Origin of the sequence: Tepidimonas charontis (assembly GCF_007556685.1) — a bacterium.
GTDB classification, from domain to species: domain Bacteria; phylum Pseudomonadota; class Gammaproteobacteria; order Burkholderiales; family Burkholderiaceae_C; genus Tepidimonas; species Tepidimonas charontis.
In genome coordinates this window covers 45,219-63,652 of sequence record NZ_VJON01000010.1, presented here as the reverse complement: position 1 = coordinate 63,652, position 18,434 = coordinate 45,219, and the positions used below count along the sequence as shown (strand labels likewise).

Genomic DNA, 18,434 nt, shown 5'->3' with positions numbered 1-18,434 from the left:
CGCTGGCGGCGATTGCCAAGTTTGGCATCGCCGAGCAGGTCGGCTACATCTCCACCGGCGGCGGCGCCTTCCTGGAGGTGCTGGAGGGCAAGACCCTGCCCGCCTTCGAGGTGCTGGCGCGGCGCGCGCAAAGCGCCGCAGTGGTCTGAGAGGGGCCGCGCATGGCCGCGCGCCGTTGGTCACCCGAATCCTCGTGCCAGCCGCCGATCGAGCTCGGGCTGCCACGGGACAACGGCAGGTGCGCCGGGCACTGGTGCATCGTTTCGTCTCAATCGTGTTTTCGTTTTCTGAAGGAGTGCATCCATCATGGCACTGATCACATTGCGGCAATTGCTCGATCACGCCGCCGAGCATGGCTACGGTTTGCCCGCGTTCAACGTCAACAACATGGAGCAAATCCATGCCATCTTGCAGGCGGCCGATGCGGTCAACAGCCCGGTCATCTTGCAAGGCTCGGCGGGCGCGCGCTCGTATGCCGGCGAGCCGTTTTTGCGTCATCTGGTGGCGGCGGCGGTCGAGATGTACCCGCACATTCCCATTTGCATGCACCAGGACCACGGTGCCTCGCCGGGCGTGTGCATGCGCTCCATCCAGTCGGGCTTTACCTCGGTGATGATGGACGGCAGCTTGCTGGAGGACGGCAAAACCCCGGCCAGCTACGAGTACAACGTGCGTGTCACGCGCCAGGTGGCCGATATCGCCCACGCCTGTGGTGTCTCGGTGGAAGGTGAGCTCGGCTGCTTGGGCAGTCTGGAAACGGGCAAGGCCGGCGAGGAAGACGGCCACGGCGCCGAGGGGGAGCTCGATCATTCGATGCTGCTCACCGACCCCAATGAAGCCGCTGACTTCGTGCAACAAACCCAGGTGGACGCGCTGGCCATCGCCATCGGCACCAGCCATGGGGCCTACAAGTTTTCCCAGAAGCCCACCGGCAAGGTGCTGCGCATCGACCGCGTCAAGGAAATCCACGCCCGCATCCCGAACGTGCACCTGGTGATGCACGGCAGCTCCAGTGTGCCCGAGGATTGGTTGGCCATCATCAACAGCTACGGCGGTGACATGGGTCAAACCTATGGCGTACCGGTGGACGAAATCGTCGAAGGCATCCGTCACGGGGTGCGCAAGGTCAATATCGACACCGACCTGCGCATGGCAGCTACCGGCGCCATCCGCCAGCATCTGGCCGAAGACCGCAAGAACTTCGACCCGCGCAAGTTTTTGAAGGCGGCCACCAAGGCCATGGCCGGTATCTGCAAAGCCCGTTACGAGGCCTTCGGCAGCGCTGGTATGGCCAGCCGCATCGGCAAGATCTACACGCTGGAGGAGATGCGCCAGCGCTACGACAAAGGCGAGTTGGCACCGCGGGTGGCGTGAGTGGCGGGCGGCGCGTGGCGCCGATTCGGGCGACAATTCGGTCATGATCCCGATCAAGACCGAATCCGCGTGGCGCGGCACCGCCGATTGCAAGGCGTGCGGCATCCGCGACATGGTGCTGTTCGCCGACTTGAACGAGCAGGACTTCAACCTGATCCACGCGCCGATCGATGACCTCGTTTTTCGCAGCGGACAAACGTTGTACCAGGAAGGCGAGGCGGCGTTCGGCGTATTTACGCTGCGCAGCGGCCTGATCAAGCTGGTGCGCAGCACGCCCGATGGTCGCCAGCGCGTGCTGCGTGTGCTGCGGCCGGGGGACGTGGTGGGGTTGGAGGCACTGGCCACCAGTCGCTACGATAGCGAAGCGGTGGCGCTGACCGAGGCATCGCTGTGCCGCATTCCGACCGATGTCATCCACCGGTTGGCGCAAAATTCGCCACGCTTGCACTGGCGTTTGTTGCAGAAGTGGCAGCAGGCGCTCAAGGAAGCCGACGATTGGCTGGCCGCGCTCAATTTTGGCAGCGCGCGTCAGCGGGTGGCCAACTTCATCCTGAAAATGCGCCACGCCACGGACCCTTCGGTGGTGACGTTGTTCACCCGCGAGGACATGGGCGCGATGATGGATCTCAAGCTGGAGACCGTCAGCCGCGAAATCAGCGCCCTGGTGCGCGCCGGTGTACTGGAGCCGCTGGATCGCGTCGGGCGACTGTATCGTATCGTCGATGAGGCCGCCTTGGAGTCCATCGTTGCCGGCGACGCCGTCGGATGAGTGGCCGTCCGTTATAGCTCCTCGACGCGCCGTGGCGGATAGGTATCCCACCCCTGGCAACCCGGGCATTGCCAAAAATACTGGCGTGATTCGAATCCGCAGGCCGCGCAGCGGTAGCGTTTGAGCGGCTCGCAGGCGCGCTCCAGCGCCCGCCGCAGCAGGCGGTCGTCGTCGCCGGCGCCCAGCGGTGCTCCGGCCAGCCACAGAGTGGCCGCCACCAGCGACGGCTCCTGGCGCAGATGATCGATATAGTGTGCACGCGCAGCGGCTGCGTCGCTCTCCAGCACGGCCAGCGCCTGGGTGACGTCAAGCGCCGGGCCATACGTGGCCGCCCACGCGCGCAGTGCCGCCTGGGCGTCTGCTGCTTGGCCCGTCAGTAGCGCACCCTGGGCCAAGGCGTGCGCCACCAGCGGCAGGTGGCTGGGGCAGTGCTGTCGCAGCCCATGCAGGGCTGCCAAGGCCCCTTCGGTCTGCCCCAGGGACTGGCGCACCTCGGCCAGCGTCACCCATGCCCGAGCCGATGCGGGGATCTGCTGCACCAGTGCCTCCAGCAGAGCCAGGGCGTCGCCGGTGCGGCCTTGGCGCTGCAGCGCCAAGGCCTGCTCGCAGCGGTGGTGGGCCAGTCGCAGCCGAAAACTGCCGTGCGGCCCCCCTTCCAGGGCTTGTGCCATTTCGGCGGCGCGTGCCCAGTCGCGTGCGCGCTCGTGAATGCCCAGCAGGGCCAGCCGCGCCTCGGCGTCGTAGCGCGTGCCCAACAGGGCCTCGAAGGCCGCTTCGGCCCGATCCAGCAAACCGGCCTTCAAAAAATCCAGCGCCAGTGCGTGCTGGGCGCGTTCGCGCTCGGCGCTGGACAAGTCGGCGCGCGCCAGCAGATGCTGGTGTACCCGTACCGCCCGGTCGTAGTCCCCGCGGCGACGAAACAGGCCCCCCAGCGCAAAATGCAACTCGGCGGCATCCGGCTCGTGGCGCGCAGCCTCGATCAAGGCGTCGATGGCCTGGTCCTGTTGCTCATTGAGCAAGTGGCTCAAGCCACGAAAATACGCACGCGGCACGGCGCGGCTTTCCAGCCGCCAGTGGCGCAAATCGATGCGCGACGCGGCCCAACCCAGCCCGAAGGCCAGCGGCAGCGCCCACAGCAGCCAAGCGAAGTCAAATGCCATGCGCCGACTCGTCGGGGCTGGGGCGGGATGCGGGTGCAGACGGTGCCCCTGGGTCGGCGGCGCGGCGGGCAGCGCGCGTGGCGCGCCACCAGGGCGGAACCATCACCGCCATGCCGAGCAACACCCCGGCGCACAGCGTGATCAGCAGCACCAAAGCCAGTGGCGCTTCCCATTGGGCCCCAAACAACCCCTGCACCTGCACGGGGGTCTGGTTGCGTAGCGCCAGCGCAAAAACCAAAACGAAAGCCGCCGCCTTGAACAGCCAGCCCAGCACCTTCATACACGCTCCCGGGCGGCGTCCACGGCCTCGCGCAGCGCCTTGCCAGGCTTGAAGTGCAGCACACGCTTGCCCGGCACGGCCACCTTTTCGCCCGTGCGTGGATTGCGGGCCAGCCGCGGCGAACGCGTGACGACGGCAAAGCTGCCAAAACCCCGGATTTCGATGCGTTGTCCTGCGGCCAGGGCTTGGGTCATGCCTTCCAGCAGTGTCTTGACGGCGGCTTCGGCGTCGGCGGCGGTCAACAACGGGTGGCGCTCGGCCAGGGCGACGAACAGATCGCTGCGGTTCATAGGCCCGATTATGCCGGCAGCCGTGGGTAACAAAAAGCCCGGCCGGGGCAGGCCGGGCCGGGCGCACTGGCGCAGCATACCCGGCTCGCGACCGGGTTGCAGCGGGCACATCAGTTGTTGGCGTTGTCCAACTTGGCGCGCAGCAGCGCCCCCAAATTGGTGGTGCCGGCGTTGCCCGCCGACTGCGACAGGCTGGCCATCGCCTCTTGCTGGTCGGCGGCGTCCTTGGCCTTGATGGACAGCTGGATGCTGCGGTTCTTGCGGTCGATGTTGACGATGACGGCGGTGACCTCATCGCCCACTTTGAGCACGTTGCGCGCGTCTTCCACGCGGTCGCGCGAAATTTCGCTGGCGCGCAGATAGCCGACCACGTCGTTGCCAAGGTCGATTTCGGCGCCTTTGGCATCGACGGTCTTGACGGTACCGGTGACCGTGGCGCCCTTGTCGTTGACCGAAACGAAGGTCGTGAAGGGGTCGGCGTCGAGCTGCTTGATGCCCAGGCTGATGCGCTCGCGCTCGACATCGACGCCCAGCACCACTGCCTCGACCTCCTGGCCCTTCTTGTAGTTGCGCACCGCCACTTCGCCCGATTCGTTCCACGACAGGTCGGACAGGTGCACCAAGCCATCGATACCGTTGTCCAGGCCGACGAAGATGCCGAAGTCGGTGATCGACTTGATCGGGCCCTTGACCTTGTCGCCGCGCTTGTGGCTGTCGGCGAATTCCTGCCACGGGTTGGGCTTGCACTGCTTCATGCCCAGGCTGATGCGGCGCTTGTCCTCGTCGATGTCGAGCACCATAACCTCGACCTCGTCGCCGATGGACACCACTTTGTTGGGCGCGACGTTCTTGTTGGTCCAGTCCATCTCAGAGACGTGCACCAAGCCCTCGATGCCGGGCTCCAGCTCGACGAAGGCGCCGTAGTCGGCGATGTTGGTGACCTTGCCGAACAGCCGCGTGCCGGCGGGGTAGCGGCGCGCCACACCCAGCCACGGGTCGTCGCCCATCTGCTTCAGGCCCAGCGAGACGCGCTGGCGCTCGACGTCGAACTTGAGCACCTTGGCCGTGACTTCTTGGCCAACCTGCACCACTTCATTGGGATGACGCACGCGGCGCCAGGCCATGTCGGTGATGTGCAACAGGCCGTCGATGCCGCCCAGATCGACGAAGGCACCGTATTCGGTGATGTTCTTGACCACGCCGGTGACGATGGCGCCTTCCTTGAGCGTCTCCAGCAGCTTGGCGCGCTCTTCGCCCATCGAGGCCTCGATCACTGCGCGGCGGCTCAGCACCACATTGTTGCGCTTGCGATCGAGCTTGATGACCTTGAACTCCATGGTCTTGCCCTCGTAAGGCGTCAAATCCTTGACGGGGCGGGTGTCTACCAGCGAACCCGGCAGGAACGCGCTGATGCCGTTGACCATGACCTTCAGACCACCCTTGACCTTGATGGTGGTGGTGCCGGTGACGAACTCGCCCGACTCGAGCGCTTTTTCCAGCTGCATCCACGAGGCCAGACGCTTGGCCTTGTCGCGCGACAGGATGGTGTCGCCGTAGCCGTTTTCCACGGCCTCGACCGCGACGGCGACGAAATCGCCGACCTGCACTTCGAGCTCGCCCTGGTCGTTCTTGAACTCGCTGATCGGGATGTAAGCTTCGGACTTCAGCCCCGCGTTGACGACCACGTGGTTGTGGTCGATGCGCACGACTTCGGCGGTGATGACTTCGCCGGGGCGCATTTCGGCGCGCTTGAGGGATTCTTCGAACAGGGCGGCAAACGATTCAGACATGCAATTTCCTGAGGCCGCCGCGGTCCGGCAACGGCGGCAGTTGGGGATGGGCACCTGCCCGGAGGGTGGGCAGGTGGTGGGTCGACGAACCCTTGGACGATCGGATGCGAGGATCCGGCAGCGCCCGCGGGGCCTCAAACCTCACCGGCCCTGCGCAGCGTCCGGACCCGACGCGGCGGCAAAAGGCCGGCGTTGCTGCCACCAGCCCAGCACCGTTTGCACCGACTCTTCGATGCTCTGATCTGAGTTATCCAGTGGCAGCGCGTCTTCAGCCATGGCAAGCGGTGCAACCGCTCGCGATCTGTCGCGCGCATCACGCGCCTCGATATCGGCCAAAAGACTATCTATCATAGCATTTTCTCCGCGTGCACGCAACTGTTCATGGCGGCGTCGTGCGCGTGTGGCCGCGCTGGCGGTCAGGAAGACCTTGAGCGGCGCGTCCGGAAAGACCACCGTGCCCATGTCGCGGCCATCGGCCACCAGACCGGGCAGGCGCCGGAAGCGGCGTTGCAAGGCCAGCAGGCCAGTGCGCACGGCCGGCAGCGCCGAGATGCGCGACGCGGCCATGCCGACGGCCTCCGCGCGCACCGCCTGGGTTACGTCGCCGTCGTCCAGCCACAAATGCCCGCCATCGAAGCGCACCGGTAGCGCCGCTGCCATCGCCCCCAGACGCTGGGCCACCTCGGGGTCGAGTAGGGCGGCCTCATCGGTGGCCAGCCCCGCGCGTTGTGCAGCCAGCGCCAGCACGCGGTACAACGCGCCGGAATCCAGCACATGGTAGCCCAGGCGCTCGGCCAGTGCAGCGGCCAGCGTGCCCTTGCCCGACGCGGTGGGGCCGTCGATGCAGATGACGGGGATGTCGGCCGCATCGGCCTCGACCACGGTCCACAGGGTCTCGAAGTAGTCGGGGAAGGTTTTGGCCACGCATTGTGGGTCGAGGATGCGCACCGGCAGGTGCGCCGGGTTGAACGCCGCTAACGACCCACACATGGCCATGCGGTGGTCATCGTAGGTGCGCAGCGCCGCGGCACGCCAGCCGCGCCCGTCCAAGCCGAGGGGGTGCACGCGCAGCCAGTCCGGTCCTTCTTCGACGGTGGCGCCGAGTTGGCGCAATTCATGCGCCATGGCGGCGATACGGTCGGTCTCCTTCACGCGCCAGCTGCCGATGTTGCGCAGGGTGGACGGGCCGTCGGCGTACAGGGCCATCACCGCCAGCGTCATCGCAGCGTCGGGGATGTGGTTGCAATCGAGGTCGAGCGTGCGCAGTGGCCAGCGGCCGCGCCGCACGTGCAGCCGGTTGGCCTCGGCCTCGATGTGCGCCCCCATCGCTTGGGCGGCGTCGGCAAAGCGGATGTCACCCTGGATCGAGGCCAGCCCCACGCCCTCGATGGTGACGGCGGCGTCGCTGGCGGCCAGGGCCCCGGCGGCGATGAAGTAGCTGGCCGAGGAGGCGTCGCCCTCGACCGCGATCCGGCCCGGGGAGCGGTAGCGGGCGCCGGCGGGGATGACGAAGCGCGTCCATTCCTCGCGCTCCACCGCGACCCCGAAGCGCTGCAGCAGACGCAGCGTGATGTCGACGTAGGGCTTGGAGATGAGCTCGCCGACCACCTCGATCACGATGGCGTGCGTCTGGGCAGCCAGCGGCAGGGCCAGCAACAGAGCGGTCAAAAACTGGCTGGAGACGTCGCCGCGTACCCGAATCGGCGCGGCGGTGTGCAGCCCGGCGGGCGCACCTGAGCCCACGGCCAGCGGGGGGTAGCCTTCGCGCCCCAGGTACTGCACGGCGGCACCCAGCTGGCGCAGCGCATCGACCAAGTCGCCGATGGGGCGCTCGTGCATCCGCGCCACCCCGCAGAGTTCGAAGCGCCCGCCCTGCCGCGTGGCCAGCACCGCCAGGGCCGCGGTCAACGGTCGCATCGCCGTACCGGCGTTGCCCAAAAACAGGCGCGCGCTGGGCACGGCCAGCCGCCCCGCCAGTCCGCGCACGCGCACGGTGGTGGGGTCCAGCGGCTGCAGTTCGCAGCCCAGGGCCGCCAGCGCCTGCAGCATCACGCGCGTGTCATCCGAGTCGAGCAGATCTTCGATGGTCGTTTCACCCTCGCACAGGGCGGCCAGCAACAGCACCCGGTTGGAGATGCTCTTGGAGCCGGGCAGGCGGACACGGCCGGCGGCGCGCCTCAGCGGCGGGATGTCGAGGAAGGCGGTTCGATACATGGCGCGAAAGACGGAGAAGCAGCGGTATGGATGCCGGCGCCCCACTGCGCGCGCACCTGGCTGGCTTCGGCGATCATGGTGCGCAGGGCCGTGCCGTCGTGCGCCCGCAGCGCCGCCTCGAAGGCATCGAGCGCCGCGCGAAAGGCGTGGGCCTGGTGCAACACCTGTTCGGCGTTGGCCAACAAGATATCGCGCCAGACGTCGGGGTCACTGGCGGCGATACGGGTGAAATCCCGAAAGCCAGGGCCGGCCAAGCCCAAAAAGGTGGCCCCCGACGGCTGCAGGGCCAGCGCGCGCACGGCGGCGAATGCCAGCAAATGCGGCAAATGGCTCACGGCGGCGTAGGCGGCGTCGTGATCCTCGGGGCGCATGAGGCGCACGCGCGCGCCCAGCGCTTGCCACAGCGCACGCGCACGCTCGATGTGGGCGCCATCGGTCTGCGGCAGCGGTGTCAGAATCACTTGGCAGCCGCGATACAGGTCCGCACTGGCGTGCTCCACGCCGGCGCGCTCCTTGCCCGCAATCGGGTGCGCGGGCACGAATTGGGGCAGCCGGTCATGAAAGTGGCGCTGCGCCGCGGCCACGACGTCGCCTTTGGTCGAGCCCACGTCCATCACCAGTGCCGAGGCGGGCACCTCGGCGCGGATGGCCTGCAGGGTCTCGCCGGTGGCGGCCACCGGCACCGCCACCAAAACCAAATCGGCCCCCGCCACCGCTTGTGCGGCCGAGGCGGCGGCGACGTCGATCACGCCCAGCGCACGGGCGCGCTGCACGGTAGCGGGCGAACGGGCATAGCCCACCACTTGGCGCACCACGCCGGCGGCTTTGGCCGCCAGCGCAAACGACCCCCCCATCAAGCCGCAGCCCAGCACGGCCAAACGCTCGAACGCGGGGCAGGGGGGAGCCGGCTGGGGCGCTGCCGTGGTGTGGGCCGCTGCTGTCGAACGAGACGCCAAGTCCGCCGCCGTCATGGAAAGGGCCCTCATCTGGGCGCGTGCCGGTTGGGGCGCCACGGTGCGGGATGCCGGCCTGGGCAGGCCGAGGAAAGCCGTGTTGTCATGGCCGCATCACTCCGACACCGGATAAGCACCGAGCATTTTGTAAAACGCGCACAACCCCTGCAGCTCCTGCAGGGCGGCGGCGACGTGCGGCTGCGTGGGATGGCCCGCGATGTCGATGAAAAAATAGTACTCCCATTGGCCCGATTTGGCGGGGCGCGACTCGAAGCGCGTCATCGACACGCCGTGCTCCTTCAGCGGGCGCAGCAGGTCGTGTACCGCCCCCGGACGGTTGGGTACCGACACCACCAGACTGGTGCAATCGCGACCGCTGGCCGGTGGCATGGCCATCGTCTGCGGCAGGCAGATGACGGCAAAACGCGTGCGGTTGTACGCCTCGTCCTGAATGGCGTGGGCGACGATGTGCAGCGCGTACTGGGCGGCGGCGCGCTCGCTGGCGATGGCGGCCCAGGCTGGGTTTTGCGTCACCATGCGGGCGCCTTCGGCATTGCTGGCCACGGCGCGTCGCTCCGCGTGCGGTAAGTGGGTGGACAACCAGCCCTGGCACTGGGCCAGCGCTTGCGGGTGCGCCATCACCACCTCGATACCTTCCAGGCTGGGTTCCTGGCGCAACAGATTGTGCCGCACCAGCAAGCTGACCTCACCGACGATGTGCACCGGTGAGCGCAGGAACAAATCCAGCGAGCGCGCCACGACGCCTTCGGTGGAGTTCTCGACCCCGACCACGCCGAATTGCGCCGTGCCAGCAGCGGTGGCGTGAAACACTTCGTCGAAGCTGGGGCAGTAGATGAAATCGGCAGCGCTGCCAAAGTGGTCGATGGCGGCTTGCTCGCAGAAGGTTCCCTCCGGCCCCAACACCGCCACCCGCAGCGGCGCCTCCAGCGCCAGACACGCCGACATGATCTCGCGCCAAATGGCGGCCACGTGATCGTTGCGCAATGGCCCAGGGTTGAGGGCTTGCAGGTTGGCAATGACTTGCGCGGCGCGGTCCGGGCGAAAAAAGGGCGAGCCTTCGGCACGTTTGACGGCGCCGACTTCCTCGGCCACCCGCGCTCGCTCATTGAGCAGTGCCAACAGTTGGCGATCCAGCGCGTCGATGCGCTCGCGCAGCGCCAGCAAGCGCGGGCTGGCCACCGGCGCGGCCGGCGGCGCCACGGCTGCGGCGGTGCGCTGCGGCGTTGTATTGGCGGTGGCGGGGGGGATGGGCTCGGTCATGGCACGCGGTCAGGAAACGCGGGCAGCGCAGGCTCAGGCTTGCCGTTCGAAATCGCGCAGATAGTCGACGAGGGCCTCTACACCGGCCATCGGCATCGCGTTGTAGAGGCTGGCGCGCATGCCGCCCACCGACTTGTGGCCTTTGAGCTGCAGCAAGCCCCGCTCCTGGGCGCCACGCAAGAAGGCCACGTTGCGCGGGTGCGCTGGATCGCGCAGCGGCTGGCCGTCGTCACCGCGCAGAAAAAACGGCACGTTCATACGCGAGCGGCACGCCGGATCGACTTCGTTGACGTACAGGGACGAGCGGTCGATGGCATCGTACAAGCGCTGCGCCTTGACAATGTTGCGTGCCTGCAGGGCCGCGACACCGCTGAGTTCGCCTTCGCGCTGCGCCAGTGCCCACTGAAACACCAGTCCAGCGATGTAGATGGCATAGGTAGGCGGCGTGTTGGCCATCGAGTGCGCCTGCGCCAGCGTGCGGTAGTCGAACACGCTGGGGCAAATCGGCAAGGCGTGCCCGAGCAAGTCTTCGCGCACCACCACCAGCGTCAGGCCGGCTGGGCCGACGTTTTTCTGCGCGCCACCGAAGGCCAGGCCGACGCGCGTCCAATCCACCGGGCGTGACAGCACGTGCGAGGAAAAATCGATCACCAGCGGTGCGTCGCTGCCCAGCGCGGCCAAGTCCGGCAGGGTGTGAAACTCGACCCCGTGGATGGTTTCGTTGCTGCACAGGTGCACATAGCTGGCGTCGGCACTCAGGCGCCACGAGGCCGGATCGGGTAGGGTGGTGAAGCCGCAGTCGGCCGTGCTGGCGGCCACGTGCGTCTGGCCATAGCGGCCCGCTTCTTGCGCAGACTTCTGGCTCCAGGCGCCGGTGACCACGAAGTCCATCACGCGCGCAGGCCGCCGCCCCACCAGGTTCAGGGGCACGATGGCATTGTGCGCCAGCGCTCCGCCTTGCGAAAACAGGACCCGAAAATGCGGCGGGATGGCCAGCAGCGTGCGCAGATCATGCTCGGCGCGCTCCAGAATCTCGCCGAAGGCCGCACCGCGGTGGCTCATTTCCATCACGCTCATGCCGCTGCCGTGCCAGTCCAGCATTTCGGCAGCAGCTTGCTGCAGCACCGCTTCCGGCATCGTGGCCGGACCCGCAGAAAAGTTGTACGGACGCCCCATGCTCATTCCTCGGACGCGCTCGCGTCGGTGGGTGCGGCCACGGTGCCGCTGGCGCTGCCGCCGTCCTCGCTGGCGGCCGCGTCATCATCGGCGATACGTTGCAGACCGCTCAAGCGGTCGCCTTCGTCCAGTGCGATCAGCGTCACCCCTTGCGTGGCGCGTCCCAACTCGCGGATTTCGGCCACGCGCGTGCGCACCAGCACGCCGCGGTCGGTGATCAGCATGATTTCGTCTTCCGGGCGCACCAGCGTGGCGGCCACCACGCGGCCGTTGCGCTCACTTTGCTGGATGGCGATCATGCCCTTGGTACCACGGCCGTGGCGGGTGTACTCGCTGATGGGGGTGCGCTTGCCGTAGCCGTTTTCAGTGGCGGTCAGCACGCTTTGCGTCTCGTCTTCCGCCACCAGCATGGCGATGACGCGCTGGCCTTCCTCCAGCGTCATGCCCTTGACGCCGCGCGCCTGGCGCCCCATCGGGCGCACGTCGTTCTCATCGAAGCGCACCGCCTTGCCGCCGTCGGAAAACAGCATCACGTCGTGCCGTCCGTCGGTCAGCGCGGCGCCGATCAGATAGTCGCCTTCGTCCAAATCGACGGCGATGATGCCCGCCTTGCGCGGGTTGGCGAATTCCTCCAGCGCCGTCTTCTTGACCACACCCTGGGCGGTGGCCATGAACACATAGTGGTCGGGCGGGAAGCTGCGGAATTCACCCGTCAGCGGCAGCACGACGGTGATCTTTTCGCCCTCGGCCAGCGGGAACATGTTGACGATGGGGCGCCCGCGCGAGCCGCGCGAGCCGGCGGGCACTTCCCACACTTTGAGCCAGTACAGTCGCCCACGGTTGGAAAAGCACAGGATCCAGTCGTGCGTGTTGGCGATGAAGAGCTGGTCGATCCAGTCGTCTTCTTTGGTGGCGGTGGCCAGCTTGCCGCGCCCGCCGCGGCGCTGCGCACGGTACTCCGACAGCGGCTGCGCTTTGATGTAGCCCGCGTGCGACAGCGTCACCACCATGTCTTGCGGGGTGATCAGGTCTTCGGTGTCGAGTTCCTGTGCGTTGTGCTCGATCTGGCTACGGCGTGCGCCTTCGGGGGTCTGGCCGAATTCGGCGCGGATGGTCCGCAGCTCCTCGGCGATGATGGCGGTGACGCGTTCGGGGCGGGCCAGAATGTCGAGCAGGTCGTCGATATGGGCCATCACCTCTTTGTATTCGGTGATGATCTTGTCCTGCTCCAAGCCGGTCAGGCGCTGCAGCCGCATCTGCAGGATCTCTTGCGCCTGGGTCTCCGACAAAGCGTACAGGCCGTCGGCTTGCAGGCCGGCGTCGCGCGGCAGGTCCTCGGGGCGATAGTCGTCGGCGTTGACCACGCTGCCGTCGGAGCGCGTGCGCGTGAGCATGGCGCGCACCAGCGCGCTGTCCCAGCGGCGCGCCATCAGCTCGGCCTTGGCCACCGGGGGGGTTGGGCTTTCGCGGATGATGCGGATGAATTCGTCGATATTGGCCAGGGCCACCGCCAGGCCTTCGAGGACATGGCCGCGCTCGCGTGCCTTGCGCAGTTCGTACACCGTGCGGCGCGTCACCACCTCACGCCGGTGCTGCAAGAATATCTCCAGCAGCTCCTTCAGGTTGCACAGTTTGGGCTGGCCGTCGACCAGCGCCACCATGTTGATGCCAAAGGTGTCCTGTAGCTGCGTGTGCTTGTACAGGTTGTTCAGCACCACCTCGGGCACTTCGCCGCGCTTGAGCTCGATGACCACCCGCATCCCGGACTTATCCGATTCGTCCTGGATATGGCTGATGCCCTCGATACGCTTGTCGCGCACCAGCTCGGCGATGCGCTCCAGCAGCACCTTTTTGTTGACCTGGTAGGGAATCTCATCGACGATGATGGCCTGGCGTTGGCCGCGGTCGATATCCTCGAAATGGCAGCGTGCGCGCATGACCACGCGCCCGCGCCCGGTGCGGTAGCCCTCGCGCACCCCTTGGACGCCGTAGATGATGCCGGCGGTGGGGAAGTCGGGTGCCGGGATGAAAGTCATCAGGTCATCCACCGAGGCGTCCGGGTGCGCCAGCAGGTGCAGGCAGGCGTCCACCACCTCGTTGAGGTTGTGCGGCGGGATGTTGGTGGCCATACCCACCGCGATGCCGGCCGCCCCGTTGACCAATAAATTGGGCAGTCGTGTCGGCAGGACCAGCGGCTCGCGTTCGCTGCCGTCGTAATTCGGGCCGAAATCGACCGTTTCCTTGTCGATGTCGGCCAACATCTCGTGGGCGATCTTGGACAGTCGGATCTCGGTGTAGCGCATGGCGGCTGCGCCGTCGCCATCCACCGAGCCAAAGTTACCCTGGCCATCGACCAGCATGTGGCGCAAGGAAAAATCTTGCGCCATGCGCACGATGGTGTCGTACACCGCGCTGTCGCCGTGTGGATGGTATTTACCGATGACGTCGCCGACGATGCGCGCCGACTTTTTGTACGGGCGGTTCCAGTCGTTGCCCAGTTCGTGCATCGCGTACAGCACGCGCCGGTGTACCGGCTTCAAGCCGTCGCGGGCGTCGGGCAGCGCGCGCCCCACGATCACGCTCATCGCGTAATCGAGGTAGCTGCGGCGCATTTCCTCTTCGAGGCTGACGAGAATGGTTTCTTTGGCAAAAGCGGTCATGGACGCGCCGCCCCGAGGGCGGAAGGGACAGCGACGCGCGCTGCCGGGGTGAAAAATACGCGGGCAGGGTGCGCCTCAACGCACACGAAACTGAACTATTGTAAGAAACTCGGGTGCCGTCCCGGGCGGGCGCCGATGCCAGGCGCGCGGGCCGTGCCCCAGGAGCCGATGTCGAATCGCCGTTTTGCGCTCCTGCGACAAGCGCAAGGAGGAATCGCGGCAATGTCGTTCGGCGTGTCCCCTGGGGGCTTGGCAGACTCGCCGTGTATGGCACAATAATAAACAGGCGGCCAGGGTTTCGTCCCCGCGGTCTGCTGAGTTGTTTTCCTCCACCACACAGACCCAGAGGTACAGAATGAACAAATGGAGCAAGATTGCGGCCTTGTTTGCCACCGCGGCCATGAGCGCAGGGGCGGGCGCCCAAACCATCGATAACTGGCGCAACGGCACGGGCGACTTGGTGTGGAAGAACGGCACCAACGAGCTGTGCTGGCGCAATTCGAGCTGGACGCCGGCGACCGCCGCCAAGGGTTGTGACGGCGCGATCGTCGCTGCCCCGGCTCCTGCTCCTGCTCCTGCTCCGGCCCCCGCGCCGGCTCCAGCACCTGCCCCGGCTCCTGCGGCGGCGCCGGCGCCCGACCCGGCCCCCGCGCCGGCTCCGGCTCCGGCTCCGGCTGCACCGGCCAAGGTGACCTACGCTGCCGAGACCTTCTTCGACTTCGACAAGGCGGTGCTCAAGCCCGAAGGCAAGGCCCGTCTGGATGATCTGGTCGAGAAGATGAAGGGCATCAAGGTCGAGGTCGTCATTGCCGTTGGTCACGCCGATGCCACCGGGCCAGAGGGCTACAACCAGAAGCTGTCCGAGCGGCGCGCCGCTGCGGTCAAGGCCTACTTGGTCAGCAAGGGTGTGGAGGCCAACCGTATCTACACCGAAGGCAAGGGCGAGACCCAACCGGTGGCGGACAACCGCACGCGTGAAGGTCGCGCCAAGAACCGCCGCGTGGAAGTGGAAGTGGTTGGCACCCGCTGATCGGTATTGGCACCGGAAGGGCGCGCATCGGGATCGGCTCCCGGTGCGTTCGTCGCGGCACCCTCTTCATGCCGCGCCCATCTGGTCCCGGCTTTTGCGCCAAAGCTCCGCCCAAAGCGGGGCTTTTCTTTTTGGCCAAGGCGGTGGGCGGGCCGCCAGGGGCGATAATTACCCTATGGGAGCATCACTTATGGAAGCGCCGTTGAATGCCGATGCGGCCGAACTGGCCAAGTTTTCCGAACTGGCCCACCGTTGGTGGGATCCGGACAGTGAATTCCGCCCCCTACACGAGATCAACCCGCTGCGGCTGGGCTGGATCGAAGGATTGGCGGGGCCGTTGCGAGGGCGTCAGGTGCTCGATGTCGGTTGTGGCGGGGGCATTTTGGCCGAAGCCATGGCCCGCCAGGGTGCGCAGGTGCTGGGCATCGATTTGGCTGAAAAACCACTGAAGGTGGCGCAGTTACACGCGCTGGAGCAACAGGTCAGCGGTGTCAACTACCGCTGTACCAGTGCCGAGGCACTGGCTGCGCAAATGCCGGCGGCCTTCGATGTCGTCACCTGTATGGAGATGCTAGAACACGTGCCCGACCCGGCTTCGGTGGTGCAGGCATGTGCGGCGCTGGTCAAGCCCGGCGGCTGGGTCTTTTTCTCCACGCTCAACCGCAATCCAAAGTCGTTTTTGTTCGCCATCGTGGGCGCCGAGTATGTGCTGCACTTGCTGCCGCGCGGCACGCACGAATATCGCAAGTTCATTCGGCCCAGCGAGTTGGCGGCGTTTGCGCGTCGGGCTGGCCTGCAGGTACGGAGTTTCAAAGGCTTGACCTACAACCCTCTGACACGCCGCTATCGTTTGTGTGAAGACACCAGTGTGAATTATTTGTGCGCCACTCAGCGGGAGTCGGCATGAAGGCGCAGCGGCTGACCGTACGTGCCGTCTTGTTCGACCTCGACGGCACCCTGGTGGACAGCGCCGCCGACCTGGGGCATGCCGCCAACCTGATGCGTGAGCGCCGCGGCTTGGCGCCGTTGGACGACGCATTCTACCGGCCGCGTGCCAGCAGCGGCGCGCGCGGCATGATCGAAGCGGCCTTCGGCGTCACACCGCAACACCCGGAGTTCGAGCCGTTGCGCCGCGAGTATCTGGAGACATACGCGCAGGTGATGCTGCGGCGCACCCGACCGTTCGACGGTGTGCCCGCGTTGCTCGATGGCCTGCGTCGCGCCGGTGTGCCGTGGGGCATCGTCACCAACAAGGTGGAGCGATTCGCGTTGCCCTTGACCGCGGCGCTGCCTGAGCTGGCAGACGCTGCCACCGTCGTCGGCGGCGACACCACCCCGCACGCCAAGCCGCACCCGGCGCCGCTGCTGGAGGCGGCTCGCCGCCTGGGCCTGGCTCCCCAGGTATGCGTGTATGTGGGTGATGACGAGCGTGACATCGTCGCTGGGCGCGCCGCCGGTATGCCCACCGTGGCGGTACGTTACGGCTACCTGGGCGTGGACGCCGATGTCACTACCTGGGGGGCCGACCTCATCATCGAGACGCCGCTGGAACTTTTAGACGCTCTGGCAGTGCGGTAGTGGCGGGCCACCGCCACGGGCCAGGCCTCGGCAGGCCCGAAGGGTTGAACTTTTCCGAAGTGCCTTAAACTAAGGTCATACGGGGCTGTACTGGTTTCGACGTGGGTACGGGCTCGCAGCAGGGCATGTCGAGGTGCTGTGACCTCGTAAAACGACAGCAAAAAAGTAACTGCGAACGACGAACGTTTCGCTCTCGCCGCCTGATTCGGCGAGCCTTGCACCGGTCGGCCGATAGGCCGGGCCGCGGGGGTTGAAAGACCTTCCGGCAGCAAGGGCATCTGCATCGGCTGGTCTCGCGGTGGGCAACCTGCCACGGGATGAGATTCCAGGTTGCTGGCCCAGGCAGTGGCGTGCCGCTGCGCAACCGCCTGGGTGAGACCTCAAACAGACGGCTACACATGTAGAACTGCGCGAAGAAGGCCTGCGGACGGGGGTTCGACTCCCCCCAGCTCCACCACCAGATAAGTTTCACAGTACCCCGCATGGTTCGCCCTGCGGGGTTTTTCATTGCTAAGTCGCTGATTTACCGCGCTTTTTTGGTCTCACAAAGTCCCGCGCGGTGCCACTGCATCCCGTTTTGAATGTGGGTATGGGCGCGGGTATCATCCGACCCTGCGGGTACGACCTCCAAGGGTACGGGAGACACCATGGCACTGAGCGACACCAAGATCCGGACGGCGCGTCCACTGGACAAGCCCTACAAACTCACCGACGAGCGGGGCCTGGCGCTGCTCGTCAACCCCAACGGCTCCAAGCTCTGGCGGTTTCGCTACCGCTTCGGCGGTAAAGAGAAGATGCTGGGCCTCGGGGCCTATCCCGATGTCAGCCTGCGCGATGCCCGTGAGCGGCGCGACGAAGCGCGCAAGCTCCTGGCCCAAGGCATCGACCCCTCACAAGCGCGGCGCGAGGACAAAGAAGCCGCGCACAACACCTTCGAGGCCATCGCCCGCGAGTGGTGGGAGCGCAACCGTAGCAAGTGGACGCCCGACTACGGGCTGCTGATCTGGCGACGCATCGAAACAGACGTGCTGCCCGTCATCGGGCAGCGCCCCGTGGCCGACATCACCCCGCCGGAAGTGCTGGCGCTCTTGCGCCGGATTGAGTCGCGCGGGGCGGTGGAAACCGCCCATCGCGTCAAGCAATACATCGGCCAAGTCGCGCGTTACGCCGTCGCGACAGGCCGCGCGACGATGGATCCGACAGCGGCGCTGGCCGGCGCGCTCATGACGCCCCCCGTTCGCCACTTCCCCGCTCCAACCGACCCCAAGACCGTCGGCGAAATCCTGCGCATGCTCGACGCGGCCAAAGGCACTTTCCCGGTCGTCACCGCCGTGCGCCTCATGCCCTACGTCTTCGTGCGTCCGGGCGAGTTGCGAACGATGCGCTGGTCGGATGTCGACTTCGAGCGCGCCGAGTGGCGCTACACCGCGAGCAAAACCGGCGTCGAACACCTGGTGCCGCTCTCTCGCCAAGCCTTGGCCTTGCTGCGCGATCTGCACGCCGTCACGGGGCGCGGCGAATGGGCCTTCCCCAACGAGCGAAGCCGTGACCGACCGATGAGCGACATGGCCGTCAACGCCTTGCTGCGGCGGCTTGGCATCGACACCAAGACGGAACTCACCGGCCACGGCTGGCGGGCGGTGGCGCGCACGCTGCTCGCTGAGCGCCTGGGCTTTGCCCCCGAAGTGATCGAACACCAGCTTGCCCACAGCGTGCCCGACCCGCTCGGGCGTGCTTACAACCGCACGAAGTACCTGGACGAGCGCCGGTGCATGATGCAGGCGTGGGCGGACTATCTGGATGGGCTGCGTGAGGGTCGGTGAGGCTGGGGGTGGGCTGGAAAGCAAGAAGAGGGGGCCGAAGCCCCCTGATGCCGTTG

16 protein-coding genes and 1 other RNA gene are annotated in these 18,434 nt (G+C 66.7%); 8 read left to right on the top strand and 9 right to left on the bottom strand.

Annotated features, from left to right (window positions below):
• The 3 genes from pgk to Tchar_RS04815 form a co-directional block, all read left to right on the top strand.
• Positions 1–149: phosphoglycerate kinase (gene pgk / locus Tchar_RS04825; protein WP_144327950.1), on the top strand; the 149-nt coding region annotated here is incomplete at its 5' end.
• A gap of 157 nt (positions 150–306) precedes the next feature.
• A complete protein-coding gene (gene fba, locus Tchar_RS04820) occupies positions 307–1,374 on the top strand; it encodes a class II fructose-bisphosphate aldolase (RefSeq protein WP_144327949.1) in 1,068 nt (355 codons plus the stop codon).
• 43 nt (positions 1,375–1,417) lie between these two features.
• Positions 1,418–2,143: a Crp/Fnr family transcriptional regulator gene (locus tag Tchar_RS04815; RefSeq protein ID WP_144327948.1), complete on the top strand. Its 726-nt coding sequence runs from the start codon at positions 1,418–1,420 to the stop codon at positions 2,141–2,143.
• An 11-nt stretch (positions 2,144–2,154) separates the two neighbouring features.
• On the opposite strand, the gene Tchar_RS04810 is transcribed toward Tchar_RS04815, so the two are convergent.
• The 9 genes from Tchar_RS04810 to gyrA form a co-directional block, all read right to left on the bottom strand.
• Positions 2,155–3,303, bottom strand: coding sequence for a tetratricopeptide repeat protein (locus Tchar_RS04810; RefSeq protein WP_144327947.1), 1,149 nt, complete (start codon positions 3,301–3,303; stop codon positions 2,155–2,157).
• Complete coding sequence (locus tag Tchar_RS04805) at positions 3,293–3,583, bottom strand: LapA family protein (RefSeq protein ID WP_144327946.1); 291 nt, start codon at positions 3,581–3,583, stop codon at positions 3,293–3,295. Before Tchar_RS04805 ends, Tchar_RS04810 begins: the two co-directional genes overlap by 11 nt.
• On the bottom strand, positions 3,580–3,873 hold the full coding sequence (locus Tchar_RS04800) for an integration host factor subunit beta (protein WP_144327945.1): 294 nt from the start codon (positions 3,871–3,873) through the stop codon (positions 3,580–3,582). Before Tchar_RS04800 ends, Tchar_RS04805 begins: the two co-directional genes overlap by 4 nt.
• 110 nt (positions 3,874–3,983) lie before the next feature.
• Positions 3,984–5,663, bottom strand: coding sequence for a 30S ribosomal protein S1 (rpsA, locus tag Tchar_RS04795; protein ID WP_144327944.1), 1,680 nt, complete (start codon positions 5,661–5,663; stop codon positions 3,984–3,986).
• A gap of 141 nt (positions 5,664–5,804) precedes the next feature.
• Positions 5,805–7,877 carry a bifunctional 3-phosphoshikimate 1-carboxyvinyltransferase/cytidylate kinase gene (locus tag Tchar_RS04790; protein WP_144327943.1) on the bottom strand — a complete coding sequence of 691 codons (2,073 nt, stop codon included), beginning with the start codon at positions 7,875–7,877 and terminating at the stop codon, positions 5,805–5,807.
• Positions 7,841–8,848, bottom strand: coding sequence for a prephenate dehydrogenase (locus tag Tchar_RS04785; RefSeq protein ID WP_144327942.1), 1,008 nt, complete (start codon positions 8,846–8,848; stop codon positions 7,841–7,843). Before Tchar_RS04785 ends, Tchar_RS04790 begins: the two co-directional genes overlap by 37 nt.
• Before the next feature lie 96 nt (positions 8,849–8,944).
• Entirely contained in the window at positions 8,945–10,111 is a 1,167-nt protein-coding gene (gene pheA / locus Tchar_RS04780; RefSeq protein ID WP_144327941.1) for a prephenate dehydratase, read from the bottom strand.
• A 33-nt stretch (positions 10,112–10,144) separates the two neighbouring features.
• On the bottom strand, positions 10,145–11,287 hold the full coding sequence (serC, locus tag Tchar_RS04775; protein WP_144327940.1) for a 3-phosphoserine/phosphohydroxythreonine transaminase: 1,143 nt from the start codon (positions 11,285–11,287) through the stop codon (positions 10,145–10,147).
• Between the two features lie 2 nt (positions 11,288–11,289).
• Complete coding sequence (gene gyrA / locus Tchar_RS04770) at positions 11,290–13,947, bottom strand: DNA gyrase subunit A (RefSeq protein WP_144327939.1); 2,658 nt, start codon at positions 13,945–13,947, stop codon at positions 11,290–11,292.
• Between the two features lie 355 nt (positions 13,948–14,302).
• Between gyrA and ompA the strand changes: the two genes are divergently transcribed.
• The 5 genes from ompA (at position 14,303) to Tchar_RS04745 (ending at position 18,378) form a co-directional block, all read left to right on the top strand.
• The gene (gene ompA, locus Tchar_RS04765) at positions 14,303–14,977 is read left to right on the top strand and encodes an outer membrane protein OmpA (RefSeq protein WP_144327938.1); all 675 of its coding nucleotides are present in this window, start codon (positions 14,303–14,305) and stop codon (positions 14,975–14,977) included.
• Positions 14,978–15,167: 190 nt separating this feature from the next.
• Entirely contained in the window at positions 15,168–15,884 is a 717-nt protein-coding gene (ubiG, locus tag Tchar_RS04760; RefSeq protein WP_144327953.1) for a bifunctional 2-polyprenyl-6-hydroxyphenol methylase/3-demethylubiquinol 3-O-methyltransferase UbiG, read from the top strand.
• Positions 15,881–16,555, top strand: coding sequence for an HAD-IA family hydrolase (locus tag Tchar_RS04755; protein ID WP_144327937.1), 675 nt, complete (start codon positions 15,881–15,883; stop codon positions 16,553–16,555). The genes ubiG and Tchar_RS04755 overlap by 4 nt, the downstream gene beginning before the upstream one ends.
• An 81-nt stretch (positions 16,556–16,636) precedes the next feature.
• Positions 16,637–17,012: a transfer-messenger RNA gene (gene ssrA / locus Tchar_RS04750) on the top strand.
• Positions 17,013–17,202: 190 nt separating this feature from the next.
• On the top strand, positions 17,203–18,378 hold the full coding sequence (locus Tchar_RS04745; protein WP_144327936.1) for a tyrosine-type recombinase/integrase: 1,176 nt from the start codon (positions 17,203–17,205) through the stop codon (positions 18,376–18,378).
• The last annotated feature ends 56 nt before the right edge of the window (positions 18,379–18,434 follow it).